General features: G+C 71.3%; 19 protein-coding genes and 1 pseudogene. 16 read left to right on the top strand and 4 right to left on the bottom strand.

From position 1 onward, the window contains the following. Positions 1 to 130: 130 nt before the first annotated feature. Positions 131 to 1861 carry a 2-isopropylmalate synthase gene (gene leuA, locus ABZ904_RS37050; RefSeq protein WP_361828510.1) on the bottom strand — a complete coding sequence of 577 codons (1731 nt, stop codon included), beginning with the start codon at positions 1859 to 1861 and terminating at the stop codon, positions 131 to 133. A gap of 347 nt (positions 1862 to 2208) precedes the next feature. Between leuA and ABZ904_RS37045 the strand changes: the two genes are divergently transcribed. From ABZ904_RS37045 to ABZ904_RS36985, 13 genes and pseudogenes are all read left to right on the top strand, one after another. Further along, positions 2209 to 3279, top strand: a complete 1071-nt coding sequence (locus tag ABZ904_RS37045) for a M4 family metallopeptidase (RefSeq protein WP_359391113.1) — start codon at positions 2209 to 2211, stop codon at positions 3277 to 3279. A gap of 33 nt (positions 3280 to 3312) precedes the next feature. Next, positions 3313 to 3579 (top strand): protealysin inhibitor emfourin, encoded by a 267-nt coding sequence (locus ABZ904_RS37040; protein ID WP_359391111.1) that lies wholly within the window; start codon positions 3313 to 3315, stop codon positions 3577 to 3579. Between the two features lie 88 nt (positions 3580 to 3667). After that, positions 3668 to 4990: a GH1 family beta-glucosidase gene (locus ABZ904_RS37035; RefSeq protein ID WP_361828505.1), complete on the top strand. Its 1323-nt coding sequence runs from the start codon at positions 3668 to 3670 to the stop codon at positions 4988 to 4990. Continuing rightward, on the top strand, positions 4987 to 6255 hold the full coding sequence (locus ABZ904_RS37030) for an MFS transporter (RefSeq protein ID WP_359391182.1): 1269 nt from the start codon (positions 4987 to 4989) through the stop codon (positions 6253 to 6255). The genes ABZ904_RS37035 and ABZ904_RS37030 overlap by 4 nt, the downstream gene beginning before the upstream one ends. 41 nt (positions 6256 to 6296) lie before the next feature. Continuing rightward, positions 6297 to 6536: a type II toxin-antitoxin system CcdA family antitoxin gene (locus ABZ904_RS37025; RefSeq protein WP_359391107.1), complete on the top strand. Its 240-nt coding sequence runs from the start codon at positions 6297 to 6299 to the stop codon at positions 6534 to 6536. A gap of 47 nt (positions 6537 to 6583) precedes the next feature. Beyond that, positions 6584 to 6931 carry a DNA-binding protein gene (locus ABZ904_RS37020; protein ID WP_359391180.1) on the top strand — a complete coding sequence of 116 codons (348 nt, stop codon included), beginning with the start codon at positions 6584 to 6586 and terminating at the stop codon, positions 6929 to 6931. Between the two features lie 162 nt (positions 6932 to 7093). Next, positions 7094 to 8173, top strand: coding sequence for a PhoH family protein (locus ABZ904_RS37015; RefSeq protein ID WP_359391105.1), 1080 nt, complete (start codon positions 7094 to 7096; stop codon positions 8171 to 8173). Positions 8174 to 8185: 12 nt separating this feature from the next. Continuing rightward, complete coding sequence (ybeY, locus tag ABZ904_RS37010) at positions 8186 to 8683, top strand: rRNA maturation RNase YbeY (protein WP_359391103.1); 498 nt, start codon at positions 8186 to 8188, stop codon at positions 8681 to 8683. Beyond that, positions 8680 to 9987 (top strand): hemolysin family protein, encoded by a 1308-nt coding sequence (locus tag ABZ904_RS37005; protein WP_359391101.1) that lies wholly within the window; start codon positions 8680 to 8682, stop codon positions 9985 to 9987. The genes ybeY and ABZ904_RS37005 overlap by 4 nt, the downstream gene beginning before the upstream one ends. Then, positions 9984 to 10343: an MmcQ/YjbR family DNA-binding protein gene (locus tag ABZ904_RS37000; RefSeq protein ID WP_359391099.1), complete on the top strand. Its 360-nt coding sequence runs from the start codon at positions 9984 to 9986 to the stop codon at positions 10341 to 10343. The genes ABZ904_RS37005 and ABZ904_RS37000 overlap by 4 nt, the downstream gene beginning before the upstream one ends. Before the next feature lie 42 nt (positions 10344 to 10385). Next, positions 10386 to 10739 (top strand): cytidine deaminase, encoded by a 354-nt coding sequence (locus tag ABZ904_RS36995; protein WP_359391097.1) that lies wholly within the window; start codon positions 10386 to 10388, stop codon positions 10737 to 10739. A gap of 212 nt (positions 10740 to 10951) precedes the next feature. Further along, entirely contained in the window at positions 10952 to 12271 is a 1320-nt protein-coding gene (locus tag ABZ904_RS36990; protein ID WP_359391095.1) for a beta-xylosidase, read from the top strand. Between the two features lie 87 nt (positions 12272 to 12358). Then, positions 12359 to 13261 (top strand): annotated as a pseudogene (locus ABZ904_RS36985) (DUF916 domain-containing protein); the annotation flags it as partial. 13 nt (positions 13262 to 13274) lie between these two features. Here the strand turns inward: ABZ904_RS36985 and ABZ904_RS36980 are convergent. Continuing rightward, positions 13275 to 13613: a P-II family nitrogen regulator gene (locus ABZ904_RS36980; protein WP_359391093.1), complete on the bottom strand. Its 339-nt coding sequence runs from the start codon at positions 13611 to 13613 to the stop codon at positions 13275 to 13277. A gap of 277 nt (positions 13614 to 13890) precedes the next feature. Here ABZ904_RS36980 and era point away from each other — a divergent pair, with 277 nt between their 5' ends. Then, positions 13891 to 14850 (top strand): GTPase Era, encoded by a 960-nt coding sequence (era, locus tag ABZ904_RS36975; protein WP_359391091.1) that lies wholly within the window; start codon positions 13891 to 13893, stop codon positions 14848 to 14850. A gap of 28 nt (positions 14851 to 14878) precedes the next feature. Here era and ABZ904_RS36970 read toward each other — a convergent pair whose 3' ends face one another. Continuing rightward, a complete protein-coding gene (locus ABZ904_RS36970) occupies positions 14879 to 15979 on the bottom strand; it encodes a PfkB family carbohydrate kinase (protein WP_361000244.1) in 1101 nt (366 codons plus the stop codon). A gap of 159 nt (positions 15980 to 16138) precedes the next feature. On the opposite strand from ABZ904_RS36970, the gene ABZ904_RS36965 reads away from it, so the two are divergent. Together ABZ904_RS36965 and ABZ904_RS36960 are read left to right on the top strand one after the other, a co-directional pair. Next, entirely contained in the window at positions 16139 to 16921 is a 783-nt protein-coding gene (locus ABZ904_RS36965) for an IclR family transcriptional regulator (protein ID WP_361000178.1), read from the top strand. Between the two features lie 209 nt (positions 16922 to 17130). Next, positions 17131 to 18474: an MFS transporter gene (locus ABZ904_RS36960; RefSeq protein ID WP_361828497.1), complete on the top strand. Its 1344-nt coding sequence runs from the start codon at positions 17131 to 17133 to the stop codon at positions 18472 to 18474. On the opposite strand, the gene ABZ904_RS36955 is transcribed toward ABZ904_RS36960, so the two are convergent. Beyond that, the gene (locus ABZ904_RS36955; RefSeq protein ID WP_361000173.1) at positions 18471 to 19469 is read right to left on the bottom strand and encodes an adenosine deaminase; all 999 of its coding nucleotides are present in this window, start codon (positions 19467 to 19469) and stop codon (positions 18471 to 18473) included. The two genes, ABZ904_RS36960 and ABZ904_RS36955, sit on opposite strands and share 4 nt — an antisense overlap. Positions 19470 to 19473 lie beyond the last annotated feature (4 nt).

Below are 19473 nucleotides of genomic sequence, written 5' to 3'. Positions count from 1 at the left end.
CACATTGGTGAGGCGAAGTCAGTACCCCGGACGAGACCGTGCCGTGATCTCCGGCCGAAATGGCTGGTCCATGACGCGGCCCCGTCCGCCCTCGAGGGCGGACGGGGCCGTGAACGGGCCGGTCAGAGGGTCAGCGGTCCGCGCGGTTGACCGCGGAGACCACGGCCTTCAGCGATGCACGTGTCGTGTTCGCGTCGATACCGATCCCCCAGAGGACCTTTCCGTCGATCGCGCATTCGATGTATGAGGCGGCCTGCGCCGAGGCGCCCTCGCTCATGGTGTGCTCCTGGTAGTCCAGCAGGCGTACGTCGATGCCGATGGACTGCAGGGCGTCGAAGAAGGCCGAGATCGGGCCGTTGCCGGAACCGGTCAGGACCGTGTCCTCGCCGTCGACCGTGGCCTCGACCGTGAGGGTGTCCACGCCGTCCGTGTCCGTCGTCGACTGCCCCGTCCGCACCTGGATGCGGCCCCAGGGGTTGCCCGGGTTCGGCAGGTACTCGTCCTGGAAGACCGACCAGATCTCCGCCGGCGTGACCTCGCCGCCCTCGGCGTCCGTCTTGGCCTGGATGATCTTCGAGAACTCGATCTGCATCCGGCGCGGCAGGTCCAGCTTGTGGTCGTTCTTCAGGACGTAGGCGATACCGCCCTTGCCGGACTGCGAGTTGACGCGGATGACCGCCTCGTAGGAGCGGCCGACGTCCTTGGGGTCGATGGGCAGGTACGGCACGGCCCACTCGATGTCGTCGACGGTCTTGCCCTGGGCGGCCGCGTCGGCCTCCATGGCGTCGAAGCCCTTCTTGATGGCGTCCTGGTGGGAGCCGGAGAAGGAGGTGTAGACGAGGTCCCCGATGTACGGGTGGCGGGGGTGGACCTCCATCTGGTTGCAGTACTCCCACGTGCGGCGGATGTCGTCGATGTGGGAGAAGTCGATCTGCGGGTCGACGCCCTGGGAGAAGAGGTTCATGCCCAGGGTGACCAGGTCGACGTTGCCGGTGCGCTCGCCCTGGCCGAACAGGCAGCCCTCGACGCGGTCGGCGCCGGCCATCACGGCCAGCTCGGCGGCGGCGACGGCGGTGCCGCGGTCGTTGTGCGGGTGGGCCGACAGACAGACGTACGCGCGGCGGGAGAGGTTGCGGTGCATCCACTCGAAGCGGTCCGCGTGCGTCGACGGTGTCGAGCGCTCCACGGTGGCGGGCAGATTGAGGATGATCTCCCGGTCCGGCCCGGGCTGCCAGACGTCCATGACCGCCTCGCAGACCTCCAGGGCGAAGTCCAGCTCGGTGTCGGTGAAGATCTCCGGGCTGTACTGGTAGCCGAACTCCGTACCACCGGCCCCGGTGTCCAGCAGCTTCTCGGCGTACTCCATGACCAGCCGCGTGCCGTCCACGGCGATCTGCTTGATGTCGTCCTTGGAACCGCGGAAGACGACCCGGCGGAAGACGGGGGCGGTCGCGTTGTAGAGGTGGACGTTGGCCCGCTTCGCGCCCTTCAGGGACTCGACGGTCCGCTCGATCAGGTCCTCGCGGGCCTGGGTCAGTACGGAGATCGTCACGTCGTCCGGGATCGCGCCCTCTTCCTCGATGATCGAGCGCACGAAGTCGAAGTCGGTCTGGCCGGACGCCGGGAAGCCGACCTCGATCTCCTTGTAGCCCATCTTCACCAGCAGGTCGAACATCGCGCGCTTGCGGGCCGGCGACATCGGGTCGATCAGGGCCTGATTGCCGTCGCGCAGGTCCGTGGAGAGCCAGCGCGGGGTCCAGGTGATCCGCTGGTCGGGCCAGGTGCGGTCGGGGATCTCGACCTGGTCGTACGGTCGGTACTTGTGGATCGGCATGCTCGTCGGCTGCTGGCGGTTCGCCATGATGCTCGGGCTCCTCAGAAGGTCCGGGAAGGACGGCCGACTACGCAACGCCAAGCTCCGCGGGGAGGGGGTCGGCCTCGACTACAGGCCCTCGCCGCGGCAGCTAAGGAGGAGCAGCCCGAAACGCATGATGCTCCGCATGCTAGCCGAGCCGTGCCGGATACGAAGGCCTGTATCAGTATGCGGGACCGGGGAGGCAATTCGGACAAAAGGTGCGTCAGCTCACAGCGGCCGGGATCGGGGGTCATAGCACCTCACCGCGGAACCGGCGGCTCGAAGTCGCGGCTTTTCACCAATCATGGTTGCGGATGGTGACAGAGTCGTGACGGAGTGCAATGGTGCCGGACATGACCACCAACGGGGGCTTTGAGCCCGTCTTCTGCACCATCGTGCCGCCGCACGTCCTCGACAGACTCGCGCAGCACGAGGACTCCTCCGTCGCCACTCCCGCGCGCCGCACCCTGGAGCGCGACGCCCTGGAACGCACCCGCCGCCGGCTGACCACAGTCCTCGGCGCGCCCGCCGCGACCCCCGCCGAGCACCCGGCCGGCCAGCCGTACCGCACCGTCTACGACGCCGGGCACCAGCAGAACCTGCCCGGCAGGAAGGTCCGCGGCGAGGGTGACGAGCCCGGCCAGGACGCCTCGGTCAACCGGGCCTACGCGGGCCTCGGCGCCACCTTCGAGCTGTACCGGCAGGCGTACGGCCGCGACTCCATCGACGGCAAGGGGCTGCCGCTGGACGCGACCGTGCACTTCGGCGAGGACTACGACAACGCCTTCTGGAACGGCGAGCAGATGGTCTTCGGCGACGGCGACAACGAGATCTTCCTCGACTTCACCATCCCGGTGGACGTCATCGGCCACGAACTCACCCACGGCGTCACCCAGTACTCCGCGAACCTGACCTACTTCGGCCAGTCGGGCGCCCTCAACGAGTCGCTCTCGGACGTCTTCGGCTCGCTGATCAAGCAGTACACCCTCGGCCAGACCGCCGCCGACGCCGACTGGCTGATCGGCGCCGGGCTGCTCGCCCCCCACGTCACCGGCAAGGCGCTGCGCTCGATGAAGGAGCCGGGCACCGCGTACGACGACGACGTCCTCGGCAAGGACCCGCAGCCCGCGACGATGGACGGCTATGTGCGGACCAGCCAGGACAACGGCGGGGTGCACATCAACTCCGGCATCCCCAACCACGCCTTCTACCTGGCGGCCAACGCGCTGGGCGGACACGCCTGGGAACGGGCCGGGCAGATCTGGTACGACGTACTGACCGGCGGGGAGTTGCAGCCGGACGCCGACTTCGCGGACTTCGCGAAGCTGACGGCGGCGGCGGCCAAGACCCGCTACAGCGACGGCGGCGAGGAGCAGGAGGCCGTCCTCAAGGCCTGGGAGCAGGTCGGGGTGCCGACCTCGTAGCCCCGGGCGCCCGTCTCGTACTAGACAGGTCCCATGCGTATTCGGGTGAGGCGTACGGGCGGGTTCGCGGGCATCGAGCGCCGGGCCGAGGTGGAGACCTCGGGACGGGCCGACGCCCAGGAGTGGCACGCCCTGGCCGAGCGGGCACTGGCCGCCGGCCGGGGCGCGCCGCCGGCCGGCGTGCCGGACGGCTTCAGCTACGAGATCAGCGTGGACGGCAGGACCGTGTACTGCGCGGACCCCCGGCTGACCGAGGAGCAGCGGACGCTGATCTCCCGGGTGCTCAAAGAAGGCGCCTGATCCGTCCCCGGGAGGCGTCCGATCCGGCCTCCCGGGATACAAGTGGCAGTTCACGCCTGGCCGTTGACTTCGGTTACCAACGGTAAGGATGATCCGGCGCATGGTGACGAACCCGATACCTCAGTTCCCGGCCGGCTTCCTGTGGGGCGTGTCGACCTCGGCCCACCAGATCGAGGGGGCGGCCGGCGAGCGCGAGCCCTCCGTGTGGGACGCGTTCACCGCCGAGCCGGGACGGGTGAAGGACGGCTCGACCGCGGCGGTGGCCTGCGACTCCTACCACCGCTACCGCGAGGACGTGGCGCTGCTGGCCGGCCTCGGCGTGGACGCCTACCGCTTCTCCATCTCCTGGCCCCGGGTGAACTCACCCGGCGGCCTCGACTACTACGACCGGCTGGTGGACGAGCTGTGCGGGGCCGGAGTGCGGCCGGTGCCGACCCTGTTCCACTGGGACCTGCCGGCCTCACTGGACTGGCTGGAGCGGGACACGGCGTCCCGGTTCGCCGAGTACGTGTCGGTCGTCGCCGAACGGCTCGGCGACCGCGTCACCAAGTGGATCACCCTCAACGAGCCCGCCGAGCACACCCTGCTGGGCCATGCGCTCGGCGCCCACGCACCGGGCAGGCGGCTGGTGTTCGGCGCGCTGCCGGTGGCCCACCACCAGCTGCTCGCCCATGGCCTGGCCGTCCGGGCGCTGCGCGCGGCCGGGGCGGCGGACATCGGGATCGCCAACTCGCACGGGCCGACGTGGCCGGCCTCGAGGAGCCCGGAGGACGTGGACGCGGCGGAGTTCTACGACGTCTTGCTCAACCGGCTCTTCTCCGACCCCCTCCTGCTCGGCCATTACCCCGAGGGCATCGGCGCGTTGCTGCCCGGCGACGTCGAGGCCGATCTGAAGGTGATCGCGGAGCCGGTCGACTGGTACGGGATCAACTACTACGCGCCGGTGAAAGTGGGCGCTCCGCAGGGCACGGAGATCGAGTTCGGCGGCCTCACGCTCCCCGCCGGGCTGCCCTTCTCGGTGCGGGAGATCGAGGGCCACCCGGTGACGGACTTCGGCTGGCCGGTGGTCCCCGAGGCGCTGACCGAGCTGCTGACCGGCTTCCGGGAGCGCTACGGCGACCGGCTCCCGCCCATCGTCATCACCGAGAACGGCTGCTCGTACGAGGGCGTCGACGACCAGGAGCGCATCGCCTACCTGGACGGCCACATCCGGGCGCTGCACCGTGCGGTGGAGGCGGGGGTCGATGTGCGCGGCTACTTCGTGTGGTCGCTCCTGGACAACTTCGAGTGGGCCGAGGGGTACGCGCAGCGCTTCGGGCTGGTGCACGTGGACTTCGAGGACGGGGCGCTCGCGCGGACCCCCAAGGCGTCGTACGCATGGCTGCGCGACGCTCTGCGGGCGCGAAGATGACGACGGACGAGCGGCCTGCCGAGCGGCTCGCGGACGCGCTCGCCGAGCCCGTCGAGCGGGTCGGCCGGAGCTGGACCGCGGCCCTGTCCCTCGCCAACGCGGCCATCTGGGTCGGCTGGTACGGCCCGCTGCAGATCCTGCTCGCCTCCCAGGCGAAGGACTTCGCGCCCGGCTCCGGCATGTCCAAGGAGACGATGCTGGCCTGGGTCACGGGCGCGGGCGCGGTGGTGTCGCTGTTCGCGAACCCGTTCTTCGGGGCGCTCTCGGACCGCACCACGGCCCGCTGGGGCCGGCGTACGCCGTGGATCGTGGCCGGGACGGCGGGCGGGGCGCTGTCGCTGCTCCTGCTCGCCGACGCGGGTGGCCCGTGGGCCATGGCGCTGGGCTGGTGCCTGGTCCAGCTGACACTCAACGCCGCCTTCGCGGCCGTGACGGCGGCGGTTCCCGACCGGGTGCCGCGGTCCCAGCGGGGCTCGGTGGGAGGCTGGCTGGGCGCGGCACAGATCCTCGGCGTGGTCGGCGGCACGGGCCTGGCGACCGTGGCCGGGGGCGTCGCCGCGGGCTACGCGGCGTGCGCGGTGTTCACGATGGCGGGCGTGCTGCCGTACGTGCTGCGCCACAGGGATCTCAGACTGCCGGCGGCGGACCGGCCGCCCTGGTCCTGGCGAGCCTTCCTGGCCGGGTTCTGGCTCAGTCCCCGCCGCCATCCCGACCTGGGCTGGGCCTGGCTGACCCGCTTCCTGATCAACCTCAGCAACGCGCTGGTGCTGCTGTACCTGCTCTACTACCTGCGGGACCGCCTCCACCACGCCGACCCCGACCAGGGCGTGCTCGTCCTCACCGCGGTCAACGGCGTGACCCTCCTCGCCACGGTCGTCGTCGGCGGGGTCTGGTCGGACCGGGTGGGCCGCCGCAAGCCGTTCGTGATCTGGTCGGGCGTACTGATGGCCATCGCCACGGCCGTCCTGTCCGGCTGGCAGACCTGGCCGGGCACGGTCGTCGCGGCCGCGGTCCTGGGCGTCGGGTTCGGGGTCTTCACCTCGGTCGACTTCGCGCTGATGACCGACGTCCTGCCGAGGGCGCTGGACCGCGGCAAGGACCTCGGGATCATCAACGTCGCCAATGCCCTCCCCCAGGTCGCGGCCCCGGCCCTGGCGGCGCCGATCGTGACCCACCTGGGCGGTTACCGGGTCCTGTACCTGGTGGCGGCGGTGATCGGGCTGGCCGGGGCGGTGCTGGTGGGGCGGATCAGAGGGGTGGACTGAAAGCCGGGACAGAAGACGCCATACCGCGGTATGGTCTTCTTGTGGCGACGAAGAAGATCACGATCACCGTTCCGGAAGAGCTCTTGGAGGCGGCGCGAGGGCTCACCGACAACATCTCCGGCTTCGCGGCTGAGGCCTTGGCAGCCAAGATCAGACGCGAACTACTGGCCGAGGACCTGCGGCGTTACGAGGAGGAGCACGGCGCGTTCACAGAGGAGGAGATGGCCGAGGCCTTCGCCCGCCTCAACGGCACCGCACCCTCGAACCAGGAAGCCGCGTGACACCGATCGCCACCCTCGTCCTCGACTGCGAAGGCCTCTCGGCCTGGATGGCACAGGACCGAAAGACCGTCGCCCTGTTCAAGGCGCTGACCCTCACGGAGGCGAACCTGGTCGTATCGGCCAACACCATCATCGAAGTCACTCACGAAGGCACCAGTATGCCGCGCCTGAACTGGGCACTGTCCCGCGTCAAGGTCGAACCCGTCACCGAGACGGCCGCCGGGGCCGCCGCCGAGCTCCTGAAGGAAGCCGGCCTGCACGGCCACAAGTACGCCATCGACGCCACGGTCGCCGAGGCCGCCCTCCGTCAGCCCGGCCCGGTGGCGGTCCTCACCTCCGACGCCGACGACATGCGGAAGCTGTGCGGCAGCCGCGTCAGGATCGTCGCGCTCTGACCGGCCCGGGCGGCGCCGGCCCGGTGACGCAGGTGCTGTCGTACAAGCACACGGAAAAGTCCTACGGCTCTGTCCATGCCGCGTCGTACTCTTGAAACCGCGAGGCCGCCCGCAGCTGCGCGGCCCTACGGAGGAGGAATCGCAGGCCTACAGAGCCGGCCCATGACTCAGACACCCACAGCTCACACCCCCGCGCAGGGGCAGGCGAGAACGCAGATCACCGTCCCTGCTCAGCACCCCATGGTGATGGTGCTGGGTTCCGGTGACTCCCTGCTGCGCGTGATCGAGACGGCCTTCCCGGGGGTCGACATCCATGTCCGGGGCAATGAGATCAGCGCGGTCGGCGACCCGGCGGATGTCGCCCTGATCCAGCGCCTGTTCGCAGAGATGATGCTGGTGCTCCGCACCGGGCAGCCGATGACGGAGGACGCAGTGGAACGCTCGATCGCCATGCTGAGGGCGAGCGACGACGGTGAGGGCGACGGATCTGAGACCCCGGCGGAGGTGCTGACACAGAACATCCTCTCCTCCCGCGGCCGCACGATCCGTCCCAAGACGCTCAACCAGAAGCGCTACGTGGACGCGATCGACAAGCACACGATCGTCTTCGGCATCGGGCCGGCCGGTACCGGCAAGACCTACCTCGCGATGGCCAAGGCGGTGCAGGCCCTGCAGTCCAAGCAGGTCAACCGCATCATCCTGACCCGCCCGGCGGTCGAGGCGGGCGAGCGACTCGGCTTCCTGCCCGGCACGCTGTACGAGAAGATCGACCCGTATCTGCGCCCGCTCTACGACGCGCTGCACGACATGCTCGACCCCGACTCGATCCCGCGGCTCATGGCCGCCGGGACGATCGAGGTCGCGCCGCTGGCCTACATGCGTGGCCGGACGCTCAACGACGCCTTCATCATCCTGGACGAGGCCCAGAACACGAGCCCCGAACAGATGAAGATGTTCCTCACCCGCCTCGGCTTCGACTCGAAGATCGTGATCACGGGTGACGTGACCCAGGTCGACCTTCCGAACGGGACCAAGAGCGGTCTGCGGCAGGTCCAGGAGATCCTGGAGGGCGTCGAGGACGTCCACTTCTCCCGGCTGTCGTCCCGCGATGTCGTACGGCACAAGCTCGTCGGCCGTATCGTCGACGCCTACGAGAAGTACGACAGCGAGAACGGCACCGAGAACGGCACGCACAAGCCGGCCGGACGCGGTAAAGCCGGACACGCGCACAAGGGGAAGTAGACCAGCAGCACCATGTCGATCGACGTCAACAACGAGTCCGGTACCGAGGTCGACGAGCAGGCGATCCTCGACATCGCCCGCTACGCGCTCGCGAGGATGCGCATCCACCCGCTCTCCGAGCTCTCGGTGATCGTCGTGGACGCCGACGCCATGGAGCAGCTGCACGTCCAGTGGATGGAGCTGCCGGGGCCGACGGACGTCATGTCCTTCCCGATGGACGAGCTGCGGCCGCCGGCCAAGGACGAGGAGGAGCCGCCCCAGGGCCTGCTCGGCGACATCGTGCTGTGCCCCGAGGTCGCCGCCAAGCAGGGCGCCGAGGCGGTGACGCAGCACTCCATGGACGAGGAGCTCCAGCTCCTGACCGTGCACGGCGTGCTGCACCTGCTCGGCTACGACCACGAGGAGCCCGACGAGAAGGCCGAGATGTTCGGCCTCCAGGCCGCCATCGTGGACGGCTGGCGCGCGGAGAAGGGTATGACCGGCCCGTCGCCGGCCCCGACCGTCTCATGAATCCGCAATTGGTCCTCGGCGCGATCGCTCTGATCGTCGTCGCGTGGCTCGCCGCCTGCGCGGAGGCGGGCCTGGCGCGCGTCTCCAGCTTCCGCGCCGAGGAGGCCGTACGCAGCGGACGGCGCGGCAGCGCCAAGCTCGCCCAGATCGCCGCGGACCCGACCCGCTACCTCAATGTGGCGCTGCTGGTCCGCGTGGCCTGCGAGATGGCCGCCGCCGCCCTGGTGACGTACGCCTGCCTCCAGGAGTTCTCCGACACCGCCGAGGCGCTCCTGATCGCCATCGCGGTCATGGTCCTCGTGTCGTACGTCGCCGTCGGCGTCTCCCCGCGCACCATCGGTCGCCAGCACCCGCTGAACACGGCGACGGCGGCCGCGTACGTCCTGGTGCCGCTGGCCCGGATCATGGGCCCCATCCCGCCCCTGCTCATCCTCATCGGCAACGCCCTCACCCCCGGCAAGGGCTTCCGGCGCGGCCCTTTCGCCTCCGAGGCGGAGCTGCGCGCACTCGTCGACCTCGCCGAGAAGGAGTCCCTCATCGAGGCCGAGGAGCGCCGCATGGTGCACTCGGTGTTCGAGCTGGGCGACACCCTCGTGCGGGAGCTGATGGTCCCGCGGACGGACCTGGTGGTCATCGAGCGCTACAAGACCATCCGCCAGGCGCTGACCCTGGCCCTGAGGTCCGGCTTCTCGCGCATCCCGGTCACCGGCGAGAGCGAGGACGACATCGTCGGGATCGTCTATCTGAAGGACCTGGCCCGCAAGACGCACATCAGCCGGGACGCCGAGTCCGAGCTCGTGTCCACCGCCATGCGGCCGGCCACGTTCGTGCCCGACACCAAGAACGCGGGTGACCTGCTGCGCGAGATGCAGAAGGAACGCAACCACGTCGCCGTCGTCATCGACGAATACGGCGGCACGGCCGGGATCGTCACCATCGAGGACATCCTCGAGGAGATCGTCGGCGAGATCACCGACGAGTACGACCGCGAGCTGCCGCCGGTCGAGGAGCTGGGCGGGGACCGCTACCGGGTCACGGCCCGTCTCGACATCGGGGACCTCGGCGAGCTGTACGGGCTCGAGGCGTTCGACGACGAGGACGTGGAGACGGTCGGCGGACTGCTCGCGAAGGCGCTGGGCCGGGTGCCCATCGCCGGTGCCTCGTCGGTGGTGGAGCTGCCCGACGGGCGGGAACTCCGGCTGACCGCGGAGGCCGCGGCGGGCCGCCGGAACAAGATCGTGACTGTGCTGGCGGAGCCGGTGGGCCCGGTCGAGCCCCCGGAGGAGGAGCCGAAAGCGGAATGACCCCCCAGGAGTTGCGCGCATTCTGCCTGTCCTTCAACGCGGTCGTCGAGGACTTCCCGTTCAACCCGGACACCTCGGTCTTCAAGGTCCTCGGCAAGCTCTTCGCCCTGACGCACCTGGACGCGCGGCCCCTGACGGTCAACCTCAAGTGCGACCCGGACGACGCGGTACGGCTGCGGGCCGAGCACCCCGGGCTCATCATCCCGGGCTACCACATGAACAAGCGCCACTGGAACACCGTCACCGTGGACGGCGGTCTCCCGGAGCGCCTGGTCCGTGAGCTCGTCGAGGACTCGTACGACCTGGTGGTCGCCGGACTGCCGAGAGCCGACCGCCTCCGCCTCGACCGGCCCTGACCCGGGCCGCCTCGAGCGGCCCGTTCTTCGTATGCTCGGGGCATGACCGACAGCAACGCGCTCGACCCCGAGGACCGCAAGATCGTCACCCTGGCCCGTTCCGCGCGGGCCCGCAACGGAGTGCCCGAGGGTGCCGCCGTGCGGGACGAGACCGGGCGTACGTATGCCGCCGGGACCGTTGCCCTCGACTCCCTGAAGCTGAGCGCGCTGCAGACGGCGGTGGCCATGGCGGTGGCGTCCGGGGCGAAGTCCCTTGAGGCGGCGGCGGTCGTGACCGAGTCGGAGTCCGCGTCCGCGGAGGACCGGGCGGCGGTGCGGGACCTCGGTGGACCGCAGACGCCGGTGCTGGTGGCCGGTCTCGACGGGACGGTCCGGGTGACGGTGACGGCGGGCTGAGGCCCCGTACGGCCACGGCCGCTGTCCGTCCGGACGGCGGCCGTGGCCTGCCGTCCGGACGCGGGGCGGCAACCTCCCTTGCGCCGGACGAGAACTGACGGATCGTCAGTCCACTTGCCGCATCTCCATTGACTTCTCACACGACCCGCACATCAATGCCCCCTGTCGGTGCGGAAGAGCCGCCGCGCCCGCAATCACACGAGGGGGCCATCATGGCTTTACAAACCCGAAGACGCCGCTGGGCCTCGGTGCTCGCGGTATCCGCTCTGGCCGTCGTCGGCACAGGCGCCCTGGCCTGCCCGGCCGGAGCCGCCCCGCAGCAGGTGGACTTCCCCACCCACTGCATCCCGCCCGCGATCGCGGGCCTCCCGCCGATCGACGGCACCACCACCGCGAAGATCACGGTGGACAACGCCGCTCCCAAGGTCGGTGACACGGTCGCCGTGACCTACACCGTGGTCACGCCCGCCGCGAGCAACCCCACCGACCTCGCCCTGCCGGCCGACATCATGACGCCCACCGGCAAGGTCACCCTCGGCGGGGCGCAGACCGGCAACGTCACCGTCACCGGACCCAAGAAGAACGATCCGGTGCCGGGCAGGGGCGTCTTCCCGTCGTTCAGCATGACCGGCACCTTCACGGTCACCTCGCCCGGTGCCATCACGCTCTCGCCGGGCGACTACAACATCCACACCGGCTACATCCTCGAGCTGGACACCCCCTGCACGGTCACCCAGCCGCCCGCGCCCGTCTCCGAGACGGTCACCGCGACGGACTCCGCGCCCGTCAACAATCGTGCCATCACCCTCGGTTCGTCCTCCGGGAAGCCCGGCGACAGCGTCACCGTCACGGGCGGCGACTTCACCCCGGGCGCGACCGTGACACTGGCGGGCCGGTCCGGCGCCACGCAGACCGCGGACACGGCGGCAGTGACCGCGGACGCGCAGGGCGGCTTCAGCGGCTCGCTCGTCGTGAACGACACGACGACGACCGGTGTCGTGGCCTACGAGGGCGGTGCCTGGAGCCAGGACAAGGGGGCCGGTCCCGCCGCGTACACCGTCGTGGACGACACACCCGTCCCGGCGAACAGCCAGAAACTCACCGCCGCGGTGAAGGCCGGCACCCTGTCGATGTCGCAGGCCGGGGACAGCGTGCAACTGTCCTCGGTCGACTTCGGCAAGGGTGGGGCCTCGCAGGGCGCCCTGCAGACGGTGACCGTCAAGGACTTCCGCGGCGGACCCGCGGGCTGGTCCCTGACCGGCAAGGTCACCGACTTCACCGGGCCCGGCGCCAGGATCGACGCCGGACGGCTGAGCTGGACCCCCGCCTGCGCCACGAAGGCGGGCAGCCCGAGCACCTGCCGGGCCGGCTCGGCGGGTGCGGTGGGCGCTTCGGGCGCGACCCTGGCGTCCACACCCGACGGCACGCTCACCGGCGGTGAGTTCACCGTCGACGCCGGGCTCTCGCTGGACGTCCCCGCGTTCACCCCGCCCGGGTCGTACTCCGGCGTGCTGACGCTCACGCTCACCTGAGTCCGGTTCATCTCGCCCAACGGCCGGGCGGCCCTCGCACCGGGGCCCGCACCCGCCCGTCCGCCTCCTTCCCGGGGGTCCGCACCCATGCGCAAGCCGAACGCCCCGCTCCTGGCTCTCCTGCTGTCCCTTCTCCTCGCCGCCCCGGCGGTGCCCGCCCACGCGGCCGACAACGGCGGCTGGTCGGTCTACCCCGCCTCCTCGCAGCTCGCCGCACGCCCGTACTTCTATCTCTCCGCCGACCCGGGAACGACCATCGACGACAAGGTGGTCGTCGCCAACAAGACCAGGAAGCCGCTCACCTTCCGGCTGTACGCGGCCGACGCCTACAACACCGTGCGCGACGGCGGGTTCGCCGTGCGGACGGTCGCGGAGAGACAGCGGGGGGTGGGCGCCTGGGCGAAGCCCGCGAAGGACCGGGTGACCGTTCCGGCGCACCGCGCGGTCACCGTGCCCTTCACGCTCCGGGTGCCCGAGGACGCCGAACCGGGCGACCACCCGGGCGCCCTGGTGGCGCTGGACGAGCGGGTCGACCGTGGGAACGGCTCCCTCGCACTCGGTGTGCAGCAGGCCGTCGGCGCCCGCGTCTACCTCCGGGTCGGCGGGCCCACCCTCGCCGCCATCGCCGTCGAGGACGTCCGCCTCAGCCACCACCAGCCCCTGGTTCCCGGCCTCGGGAACGGCACGGCCACCGTCACCTACACCCTGCACAACACCGGCAACGTCACCCTCGACCCGGCGGTGGAGCTGCGGGCGACGGGCCTCTTCGGCCGTACGCTCCTTGCCCGTCGCCTTGCCAAGGTTCCCCCAGAGCTGCTGCCCGGTCAGCGTGTGCGGCTCACCGAACCGTGGCGGGGCGCCCCCCAGTTCGACTGGGGCGAGGTCACGGTGACGGCGAGCGCGAAGGACACCCGCGAGTCGGCGGGCACGTCCTTCGTCGCGCTCCCGTGGCTGGTGGTGGCGGTGGCGGCCGCGGCGGGGGCCGTGGCGGGGTGGCTGACGGTCAGAGGGCGTCGGGGCCGCGCTCGCCGGTCCGTACCCGTACGACCGTCTCCACCGGCAGCGCCCACACCTTCCCGTCCCCGATCTTCCCGGTCCGGGCGGCCCGCACGATCGCGTCGATGACGGCGTCGGCCTCCGCGTCCTCCACCACGACCTCGATCCGGACCTTGGGCACGACGTCGACCCGGTACTCGGCCCCCCGGTACACCTCGGTGTGGCCCCGCTGGCGTCCGTAGCCGCTCGCCTCGGTCACGGTCAGTCCGTGCACACCGAGTTCCTGGAGGGCCGTCTTGACCGTGTCGAGGCGGAACGGCTTGACGATCGCGGTGATGAGCTTCATGCCGGGCACGTGACCTTCTGCGCGGGGGCGGGGCGAAGCGGGAGACCCGGGCTCCGTGGCCCGGGACGCCGCGATCGTAGGCGGTCCCGGCCTGCGCCGTAAGGTCCCGGCGGGTGGGCTCCTCCTCTCCGGTCGCGGGAGAGCCCAGGGCATGGCCGCGTTTTCCGGTTCCGTACGGGGTTGTCCCGGTGACGTTCCGTGGTGCCCCGGGTTTCCCGTGCCCTCACCGGGCCCGGGGGCGCTCGGCCGTGCGGCGGGGCTCCGTGGATCAGGGAGAATGGGCGCCATGAGCGTTCGCACCCAGTCCTCCGAGCCGACCGAGGCCGTCCACCGGGCGGGATTCGCCTGTTTCGTGGGCCGTCCCAATGCCGGCAAGTCCACCCTCACGAACGCTCTCGTCGGGCAGAAGGTGGCGATCACCTCGAACCGGCCGCAGACGACGCGGCACACGGTGCGGGGCATCGTGCACCGCCCGGACGCGCAGCTGATCCTGGTCGACACCCCCGGTCTGCACAAGCCGCGCACGCTGCTGGGCGAGCGGCTCAACGACGTGGTCCGCACGACCTGGGCCGAGGTCGACGTGATCGGTTTCTGCCTGCCCGCCGACCAGAAGATCGGCCCCGGTGACCGCTTCATCGCCAAGGAACTGGCGGGGATCAAGAAGACCCCCAAGGTCGCGATCGTCACGAAGACCGACCTCGTGGACTCCAAGACCCTGGCCGAGCAGCTGATCGCGATCGACCGGCTGGGCCAGGAGCTCGGCATAGAGTGGGCGGAGATCGTGCCCGTGTCGGCGGTCGGGGCCAAGCAGGTGGACCTGCTGGCGGACCTGCTGATCCCGCTGCTGCCCGAGGGCCCCGCGCTCTACCCCGAGGGCGATCTGACGGACGAGCCGGAGCAGGTCATGGTGGCCGAGCTGATCCGCGAGGCGGCGCTCGAGGGCGTGCGTGACGAACTGCCGCACTCGATCGCCGTGGTGGTGGAGGAGATGCTGCCGCGCGAGGACCGCCCGGCGGACCGGCCGCTCCTCGACATCCACGCGAACCTCTACATCGAGCGGCCCAGCCAGAAGGGGATCATCATCGGGCCGAAGGGCAAGCGCCTGAAGGAAGTCGGCATGAAGTCCCGCAAGCACATCGAGGCACTCCTCGGGACCCCGGTCTTCCTCGACCTCCATGTGAAGGTGGCCAAGGACTGGCAGCGGGACCCCAAGCAGCTGCGGCGGCTGGGCTTCTGACGGGCCTCGCCCCGGACTCCGCGACCGCTCACGCCGGGCGGCGGAACCCGATGGTCGGCACGGCCCTGCGGCGCGGCCACGGCTCGACGCTCGCCTCCGGGACGAGCCCTTCCAGGAACGCGTAGCGGCTGAGCGCCGCGGGGTCCTGGTCCTCGTACGACTGCACCCGGCGCCACCACGCCGCGATCTCGGACCAGCCGGGCGCCGAGAGCGAGCCGCCGAACTCCTGCACGGACAGAGCGGCGGTCAGACCCGCGAAGGCGAGGCGGTCGGCCAGCGGCCACTCGGCCAGGGTGCCGGTGACGAACCCGGCCACGAAGACGTCGCCCGCGCCCGTGGGGTCGAGTGCCTCCACGGCGATGGCGGGCACGCCGGCGGATTCCCCGGTGCGCCCGTCCACGGCGTACGCGCCCTCGGCGCCGAGGGTGACGACGGCCAGCGGCACATGGTCGGTCAGCGCACGGGCGGCGGCGCGCGGGCAGTCCGTGCCCGTGTACCGCATGGCCTCCTCCGCGTTCGGCAGGAACGCCTCGCAGTGCTCGAGATCGGCGAGTCCGGCCAGGTCCCAGGCGCCGGTGCCGTCCCAGCCGACGTCGGCGAAGACACGGGTGCCCTTCTTGGCGGCCTCGGCGATCCAGGGGGCGGGTCGGCCCGGCGTCAGCGAGGCGACGGCGGCGCGGGCGCGGGGCGGGCAGGCGGGGGCGGGCTCCTCCGGCGGTGGTTCGTGGCCATGGGAGACCATGGTGCGCTCGCCCTCGTACGCCATGGAGACGGTGACCGGCGAGTGCCAGCCGGAGACCCGGCGCGAGGTGGAGAGATCGATGCCCTCGCCCTGCTCCAGCTCGTCCCAGCAGTACTCGCCGTAGTGGTCGTCGCCGAAGGCGGCCGCCAGGCAGGTCCGCAGGCCGAGACGGGCCAGCGCGGCGGCCATGTTGGCGACGCCGCCGGGGCTCGAACCCATCCCGCGCGCCCAGGACTCGGTTCCGCGCACCGGGGCGGAGTCCAGACCGGTGAAGATGATGTCGAGGAACACCGTTCCCGTGAGGTAGACGTCCCAGGGCGGGTCCCCGGGCGCGCGCAGAGCGGTCAGGGGATCGAAGTCGGGATGGTGGTGCGGGTCCTCCCCGATGTGGGGATGGCGGTGCGGTCCCTCTCCGGTGGTCGAGGTCACGGTGGCTCCCTGACATGGTGCGGATCCAGCCAGTGTGCACCAAGAGAGGCGGATGCAGGCCCGTCGACGACTGCCCGGGGACCGGGTGGCGCCGCCGGCCCGGATTACCATCGGCGCATGTCAGAGACAGGGGGCGTCCGCGAGGTGAAGTCGGCCGCGCGCACGGTGGAACTGCTCGAGGTGCTCGCCGCACGCGGCGACCGTCCGGCGCGCCTGCAGGAGCTGGCCGACCAGCTGTCGGTGCCGCGCAGTTCGATGTACGCCCTGCTGCAGACCCTCATCGCACGGGGGTGGGTGCGCACGGACGTCACGGGCTCCCTCTACGGCATCGGCATCCACGCCCTGCTGACGGGCACGAGCTATCTGGACTCCGACCCGCGGGTCCGGTCGGTGCGCCCGTATCTCGACGAGGCGTCGGAGTCGCTCGGCGAGACGATCCACATGGGACGGCTCGACGGCACGGACGTGGCCTATCTGGCGACACGCGAGTCGCACGAATACCTGCGCACGATCAGCCGGGTGGGCCGGCGGCTGCCCGCGCACGCGGGCGCGCTCGGCAAGGCGCTGCTGGCGGAACGGCCGGACGAAGCGGTGCCCGCCGGCCCGTACGAGGCGCTCACCCCGCAGACGCACACGACGCGCGCGGAGCTGCTGTCGGACCTCGCCGCGATCCGCGAACGCGGTCACTCGGTCGACCGCGAGGAGAGCGTCCTCGGCATCGTCGGCTTCGGCTTCGCGCTCCGCTACGACACCCCGGCCCAGGACGCCATCAGCTGCTCGGTGCCGGTGGCCCGGCTGACGCCCGGTCATGAGGAGCGCATCGTCGCCGTGATGCGCGAGGTGCGGGACCGGATCGAGGGGGTCGCGGCTCCCCGCGCCGGGGCGCCGCACTGGCGCTGACACGGGAACATCCGGCGACGATCATTCGAAAAATCGAGCGTCTACCCGCCGCCACCAGCCTCAAACTGAAAAGTGATCCAGATCACACACTCTGAGCTTCTTCTCGAACCGCGTGCTTGATACAAATTTCCCGCACGTTCCTGTCGGTCGACGGACGGCGCCCACCCCCGCTTTTTCCAGCCGCCCATCCCGCACGCCCTGGAACGCCCGTGTCCTCCCGCCCTGCCCCGCCCTGGCCCCTCGTCGCCCTTTTCACGGCCGGGTACCTCGCCGCCTATCTGCTGCCGACCACGGTCGGCAGGCTCGATTCCGGCCTGCCGCTGTCCCCGACCCAGGCCGGTTCCATCGGCAGCGCCCTGCTGTTGAGTTCGGCCTGCGCCGGCTTTCTGCTCGCCGCCCACGTCCACCGCATCGGTACCCGCCGGCTCGCGCGTGCGGGGCTGCTGCTCGCCGCCGCCGGGTACGGCACGGCCGCACTCAGCCACAGCATCCCGGTGGTCGTCGCGGGAGCGGTCGCGGGCGGATTCGGCTCGGGTACGGCCACCACGGTCGCCGCGACCGGAATCGCCGCCCACCGCGACCCGCACCGTGCCTCCACCCTGGGCCTGCTCGGCGTCTCCGCGCTCGCCGGAGTGGTCTATCTGACGGTCCCCCACCTCGGGCCGGGCCACGGTCTCCCGCTGGCCGCGCTCGCGCTCACCGCGCTGCTGGTGTGGCCCGCGACCGGCCGCCTCGCCGGTCCGGCCCGGTCGGCGACGCCTCCCCGCGGGACGGGCGCGACGGGCCGCCTGCCCCGTGCCCGCTCCGGGCTCGTCCTCGCGGCCGGGATCCTGTGCTGGTCCCTCGCCCAGAACTCCCTGTGGGGCGTCAGCGGGCGCATCGGGCTCACCCAGGCGCACCTCTCGGAGGTCACCGTCGGCGCGGTCTTCGCGGTCGCGCTCGGCGCCGGGCTGCTCGGCGTGATCGGTGCGAGCGTGCTCGGCCCGCGCCTCGGCCGCGCGGTGCCCATCGGCGCGGGTACCGCGCTCATCGCCGGCTGCATCGCGCTCAGCGCCTCCGCCAACGGCCTCGGCACCTTCGCGGCCGGCGAGATCGCCTGGAACACGCTCTACCCGATCGTGCTGTCGTATCTGATCGGTCTGGCCGCCTCCCTCGACAGCCGCGGCCGCTGGGCGGTCCTGGTCGGCTCGGCGTCCTCGCTGGGCACCGCGGCGGGCCCTCTGGCCGGCAGCCTGCTGTCCGCGCAGGCGGGCTTCCCGGCGATGGGCACGATCCTCGCCGTCGGCCTGCTGGTCATCACACTCCCGCTGACCGCGGTCGCCCTGCACACCGGCGGCCGTCCCCTGCTGCCCGGTGCGGCACGCCGGCGCACCTCGGCGGTCGTGGTGGCCGTCACCACGGGCACCCCCTCGGGTGCGGTACCAGCGGCCGGCGCACCGGAGCAGACGGTCGTGGAGTTCCCGCTCGACGCGACGGCGGTGACGGCGCGAGAGGAGTACGACACGGCGGGACCCCGGCAGGCGACCGCCGCACCGGGGCCCGGAACCGTCTAGCGCCCGCCGAACTCGTACGCGTCCACCTCGGCCAGATAGCGCGCCCGCCGCTCCTCGTCGTGCTCCAGGAAGGAGGCGGCGAAGGAGTTGCGGGCCAGCTCGCGCATCCGCTCCTCGGTCAGGCCGAGGGTGTCGCGTACGGCGTGGAAGTTGTCCCCGATGTAGCCGCCGAAGTACGCGGGATCGTCGGAGTTGACGGTGCACAGCAGCCCGGCGTCGAGCATCGCGGGCAGCGGGTGGTCCGCCAGGGTGTCCACGGCCCGCAGCCGGACGTTGGACAGCGGGCACAGCGTCAGCGGCACGCGCTCGCGCACCAGCCGCTCCACGAGCGCGGGGTCCTCCATGCAGCGCAGTCCGTGGTCGATGCGCTCCACCCCGAGGACGTCGAGGGCCTCGGTGATGTACTCCGGCGGCCCCTCCTCACCGGCGTGCGCGACCCGGCGCAGCCCGAGGGCGGCTGCGGCCTCGTAGACCTCGCGGAACGTGACCGGGGGGTGGCCGACCTCGGCGGAGTCGAGGCCGACGCCGGCGATCCGGTCGAGGTACGGCTTGGCGGCCTCGAGGGTCTCGAGGGCCGAATCGGCCGACTCGTCCCGCAGGAAACACATGATCAGCTGAGTGGAGACGCCGTGGTTCTCCTCGCTGCGGCCGAGCGCCCGCCACAGCCCCTCGACGACCGTGCCCATGTCGACGCCCCGGACGATGTGGGCCTGCGGGTCGAAGAAGATCTCGGCATGCCGCACACCCTGCGCGGCGGCCCGCTCCAGATAGGCGTTCGCGAGGTCCTCGAAGTCCTGCTCGGTCCGCAGCACGGCCATGAGCTCGTAGTACAGGTTCAGAAAGGACTGGAGGTCCTCGAAGGCATAGGCCTCGCGCAGCGCGTCCGCGTCGGCGTAGGGCAGTGCCACGCCGTTGCGCGCGGCCAGCGCGAAGGCCAGTCCGGGTTCGAGGGTGCCTTCGATGTGGAGGTGCAGTTCAGCTTTGGGGAGGGGCATCAAA

The sequence above is a fragment of the Streptomyces sp. NPDC046900 genome, from assembly GCF_040644975.1.
GTDB lineage: Bacteria > Actinomycetota > Actinomycetes > Streptomycetales > Streptomycetaceae > Streptomyces.
This window is presented reverse-complemented; position numbering and strand designations above follow the sequence as displayed.

What these genes read in the sequence shown, in the direction of transcription:
- leuA (WP_361828510.1), bottom strand. Translation starts at nt 1,861, where the DNA reads ATGGCGAACCGCCAGCAGCCGACGAGCATGCCGATCCACAAGTACCGA.
- ABZ904_RS37035 (WP_361828505.1), top strand. Translation starts at nt 3,668, where the DNA reads ATGATCCGGCGCATGGTGACGAACCCGATACCTCAGTTCCCGGCCGGC.
- ABZ904_RS36980 (WP_359391093.1), bottom strand. Translation starts at nt 13,613, where the DNA reads ATGAAGCTCATCACCGCGATCGTCAAGCCGTTCCGCCTCGACACGGTC.
- ABZ904_RS37040 (WP_359391111.1), top strand. Translation starts at nt 3,313, where the DNA reads ATGCGTATTCGGGTGAGGCGTACGGGCGGGTTCGCGGGCATCGAGCGC.
- ybeY (WP_359391103.1), top strand. Translation starts at nt 8,186, where the DNA reads ATGTCGATCGACGTCAACAACGAGTCCGGTACCGAGGTCGACGAGCAG.
- ABZ904_RS36955 (WP_361000173.1), bottom strand. Translation starts at nt 19,469, where the DNA reads ATGCCCCTCCCCAAAGCTGAACTGCACCTCCACATCGAAGGCACCCTC.
- ABZ904_RS36965 (WP_361000178.1), top strand. Translation starts at nt 16,139, where the DNA reads ATGTCAGAGACAGGGGGCGTCCGCGAGGTGAAGTCGGCCGCGCGCACG.
- era (WP_359391091.1), top strand. Translation starts at nt 13,891, where the DNA reads ATGGGCGCCATGAGCGTTCGCACCCAGTCCTCCGAGCCGACCGAGGCC.
- ABZ904_RS37000 (WP_359391099.1), top strand. Translation starts at nt 9,984, where the DNA reads ATGACCCCCCAGGAGTTGCGCGCATTCTGCCTGTCCTTCAACGCGGTC.
- ABZ904_RS37030 (WP_359391182.1), top strand. Translation starts at nt 4,987, where the DNA reads ATGACGACGGACGAGCGGCCTGCCGAGCGGCTCGCGGACGCGCTCGCC.
- ABZ904_RS37020 (WP_359391180.1), top strand. Translation starts at nt 6,584, where the DNA reads ATGGCACAGGACCGAAAGACCGTCGCCCTGTTCAAGGCGCTGACCCTC.
- ABZ904_RS36990 (WP_359391095.1), top strand. Translation starts at nt 10,952, where the DNA reads ATGGCTTTACAAACCCGAAGACGCCGCTGGGCCTCGGTGCTCGCGGTA.
- ABZ904_RS37045 (WP_359391113.1), top strand. Translation starts at nt 2,209, where the DNA reads ATGACCACCAACGGGGGCTTTGAGCCCGTCTTCTGCACCATCGTGCCG.
- ABZ904_RS36995 (WP_359391097.1), top strand. Translation starts at nt 10,386, where the DNA reads ATGACCGACAGCAACGCGCTCGACCCCGAGGACCGCAAGATCGTCACC.
- ABZ904_RS37015 (WP_359391105.1), top strand. Translation starts at nt 7,094, where the DNA reads ATGACTCAGACACCCACAGCTCACACCCCCGCGCAGGGGCAGGCGAGA.
- ABZ904_RS37005 (WP_359391101.1), top strand. Translation starts at nt 8,680, where the DNA reads ATGAATCCGCAATTGGTCCTCGGCGCGATCGCTCTGATCGTCGTCGCG.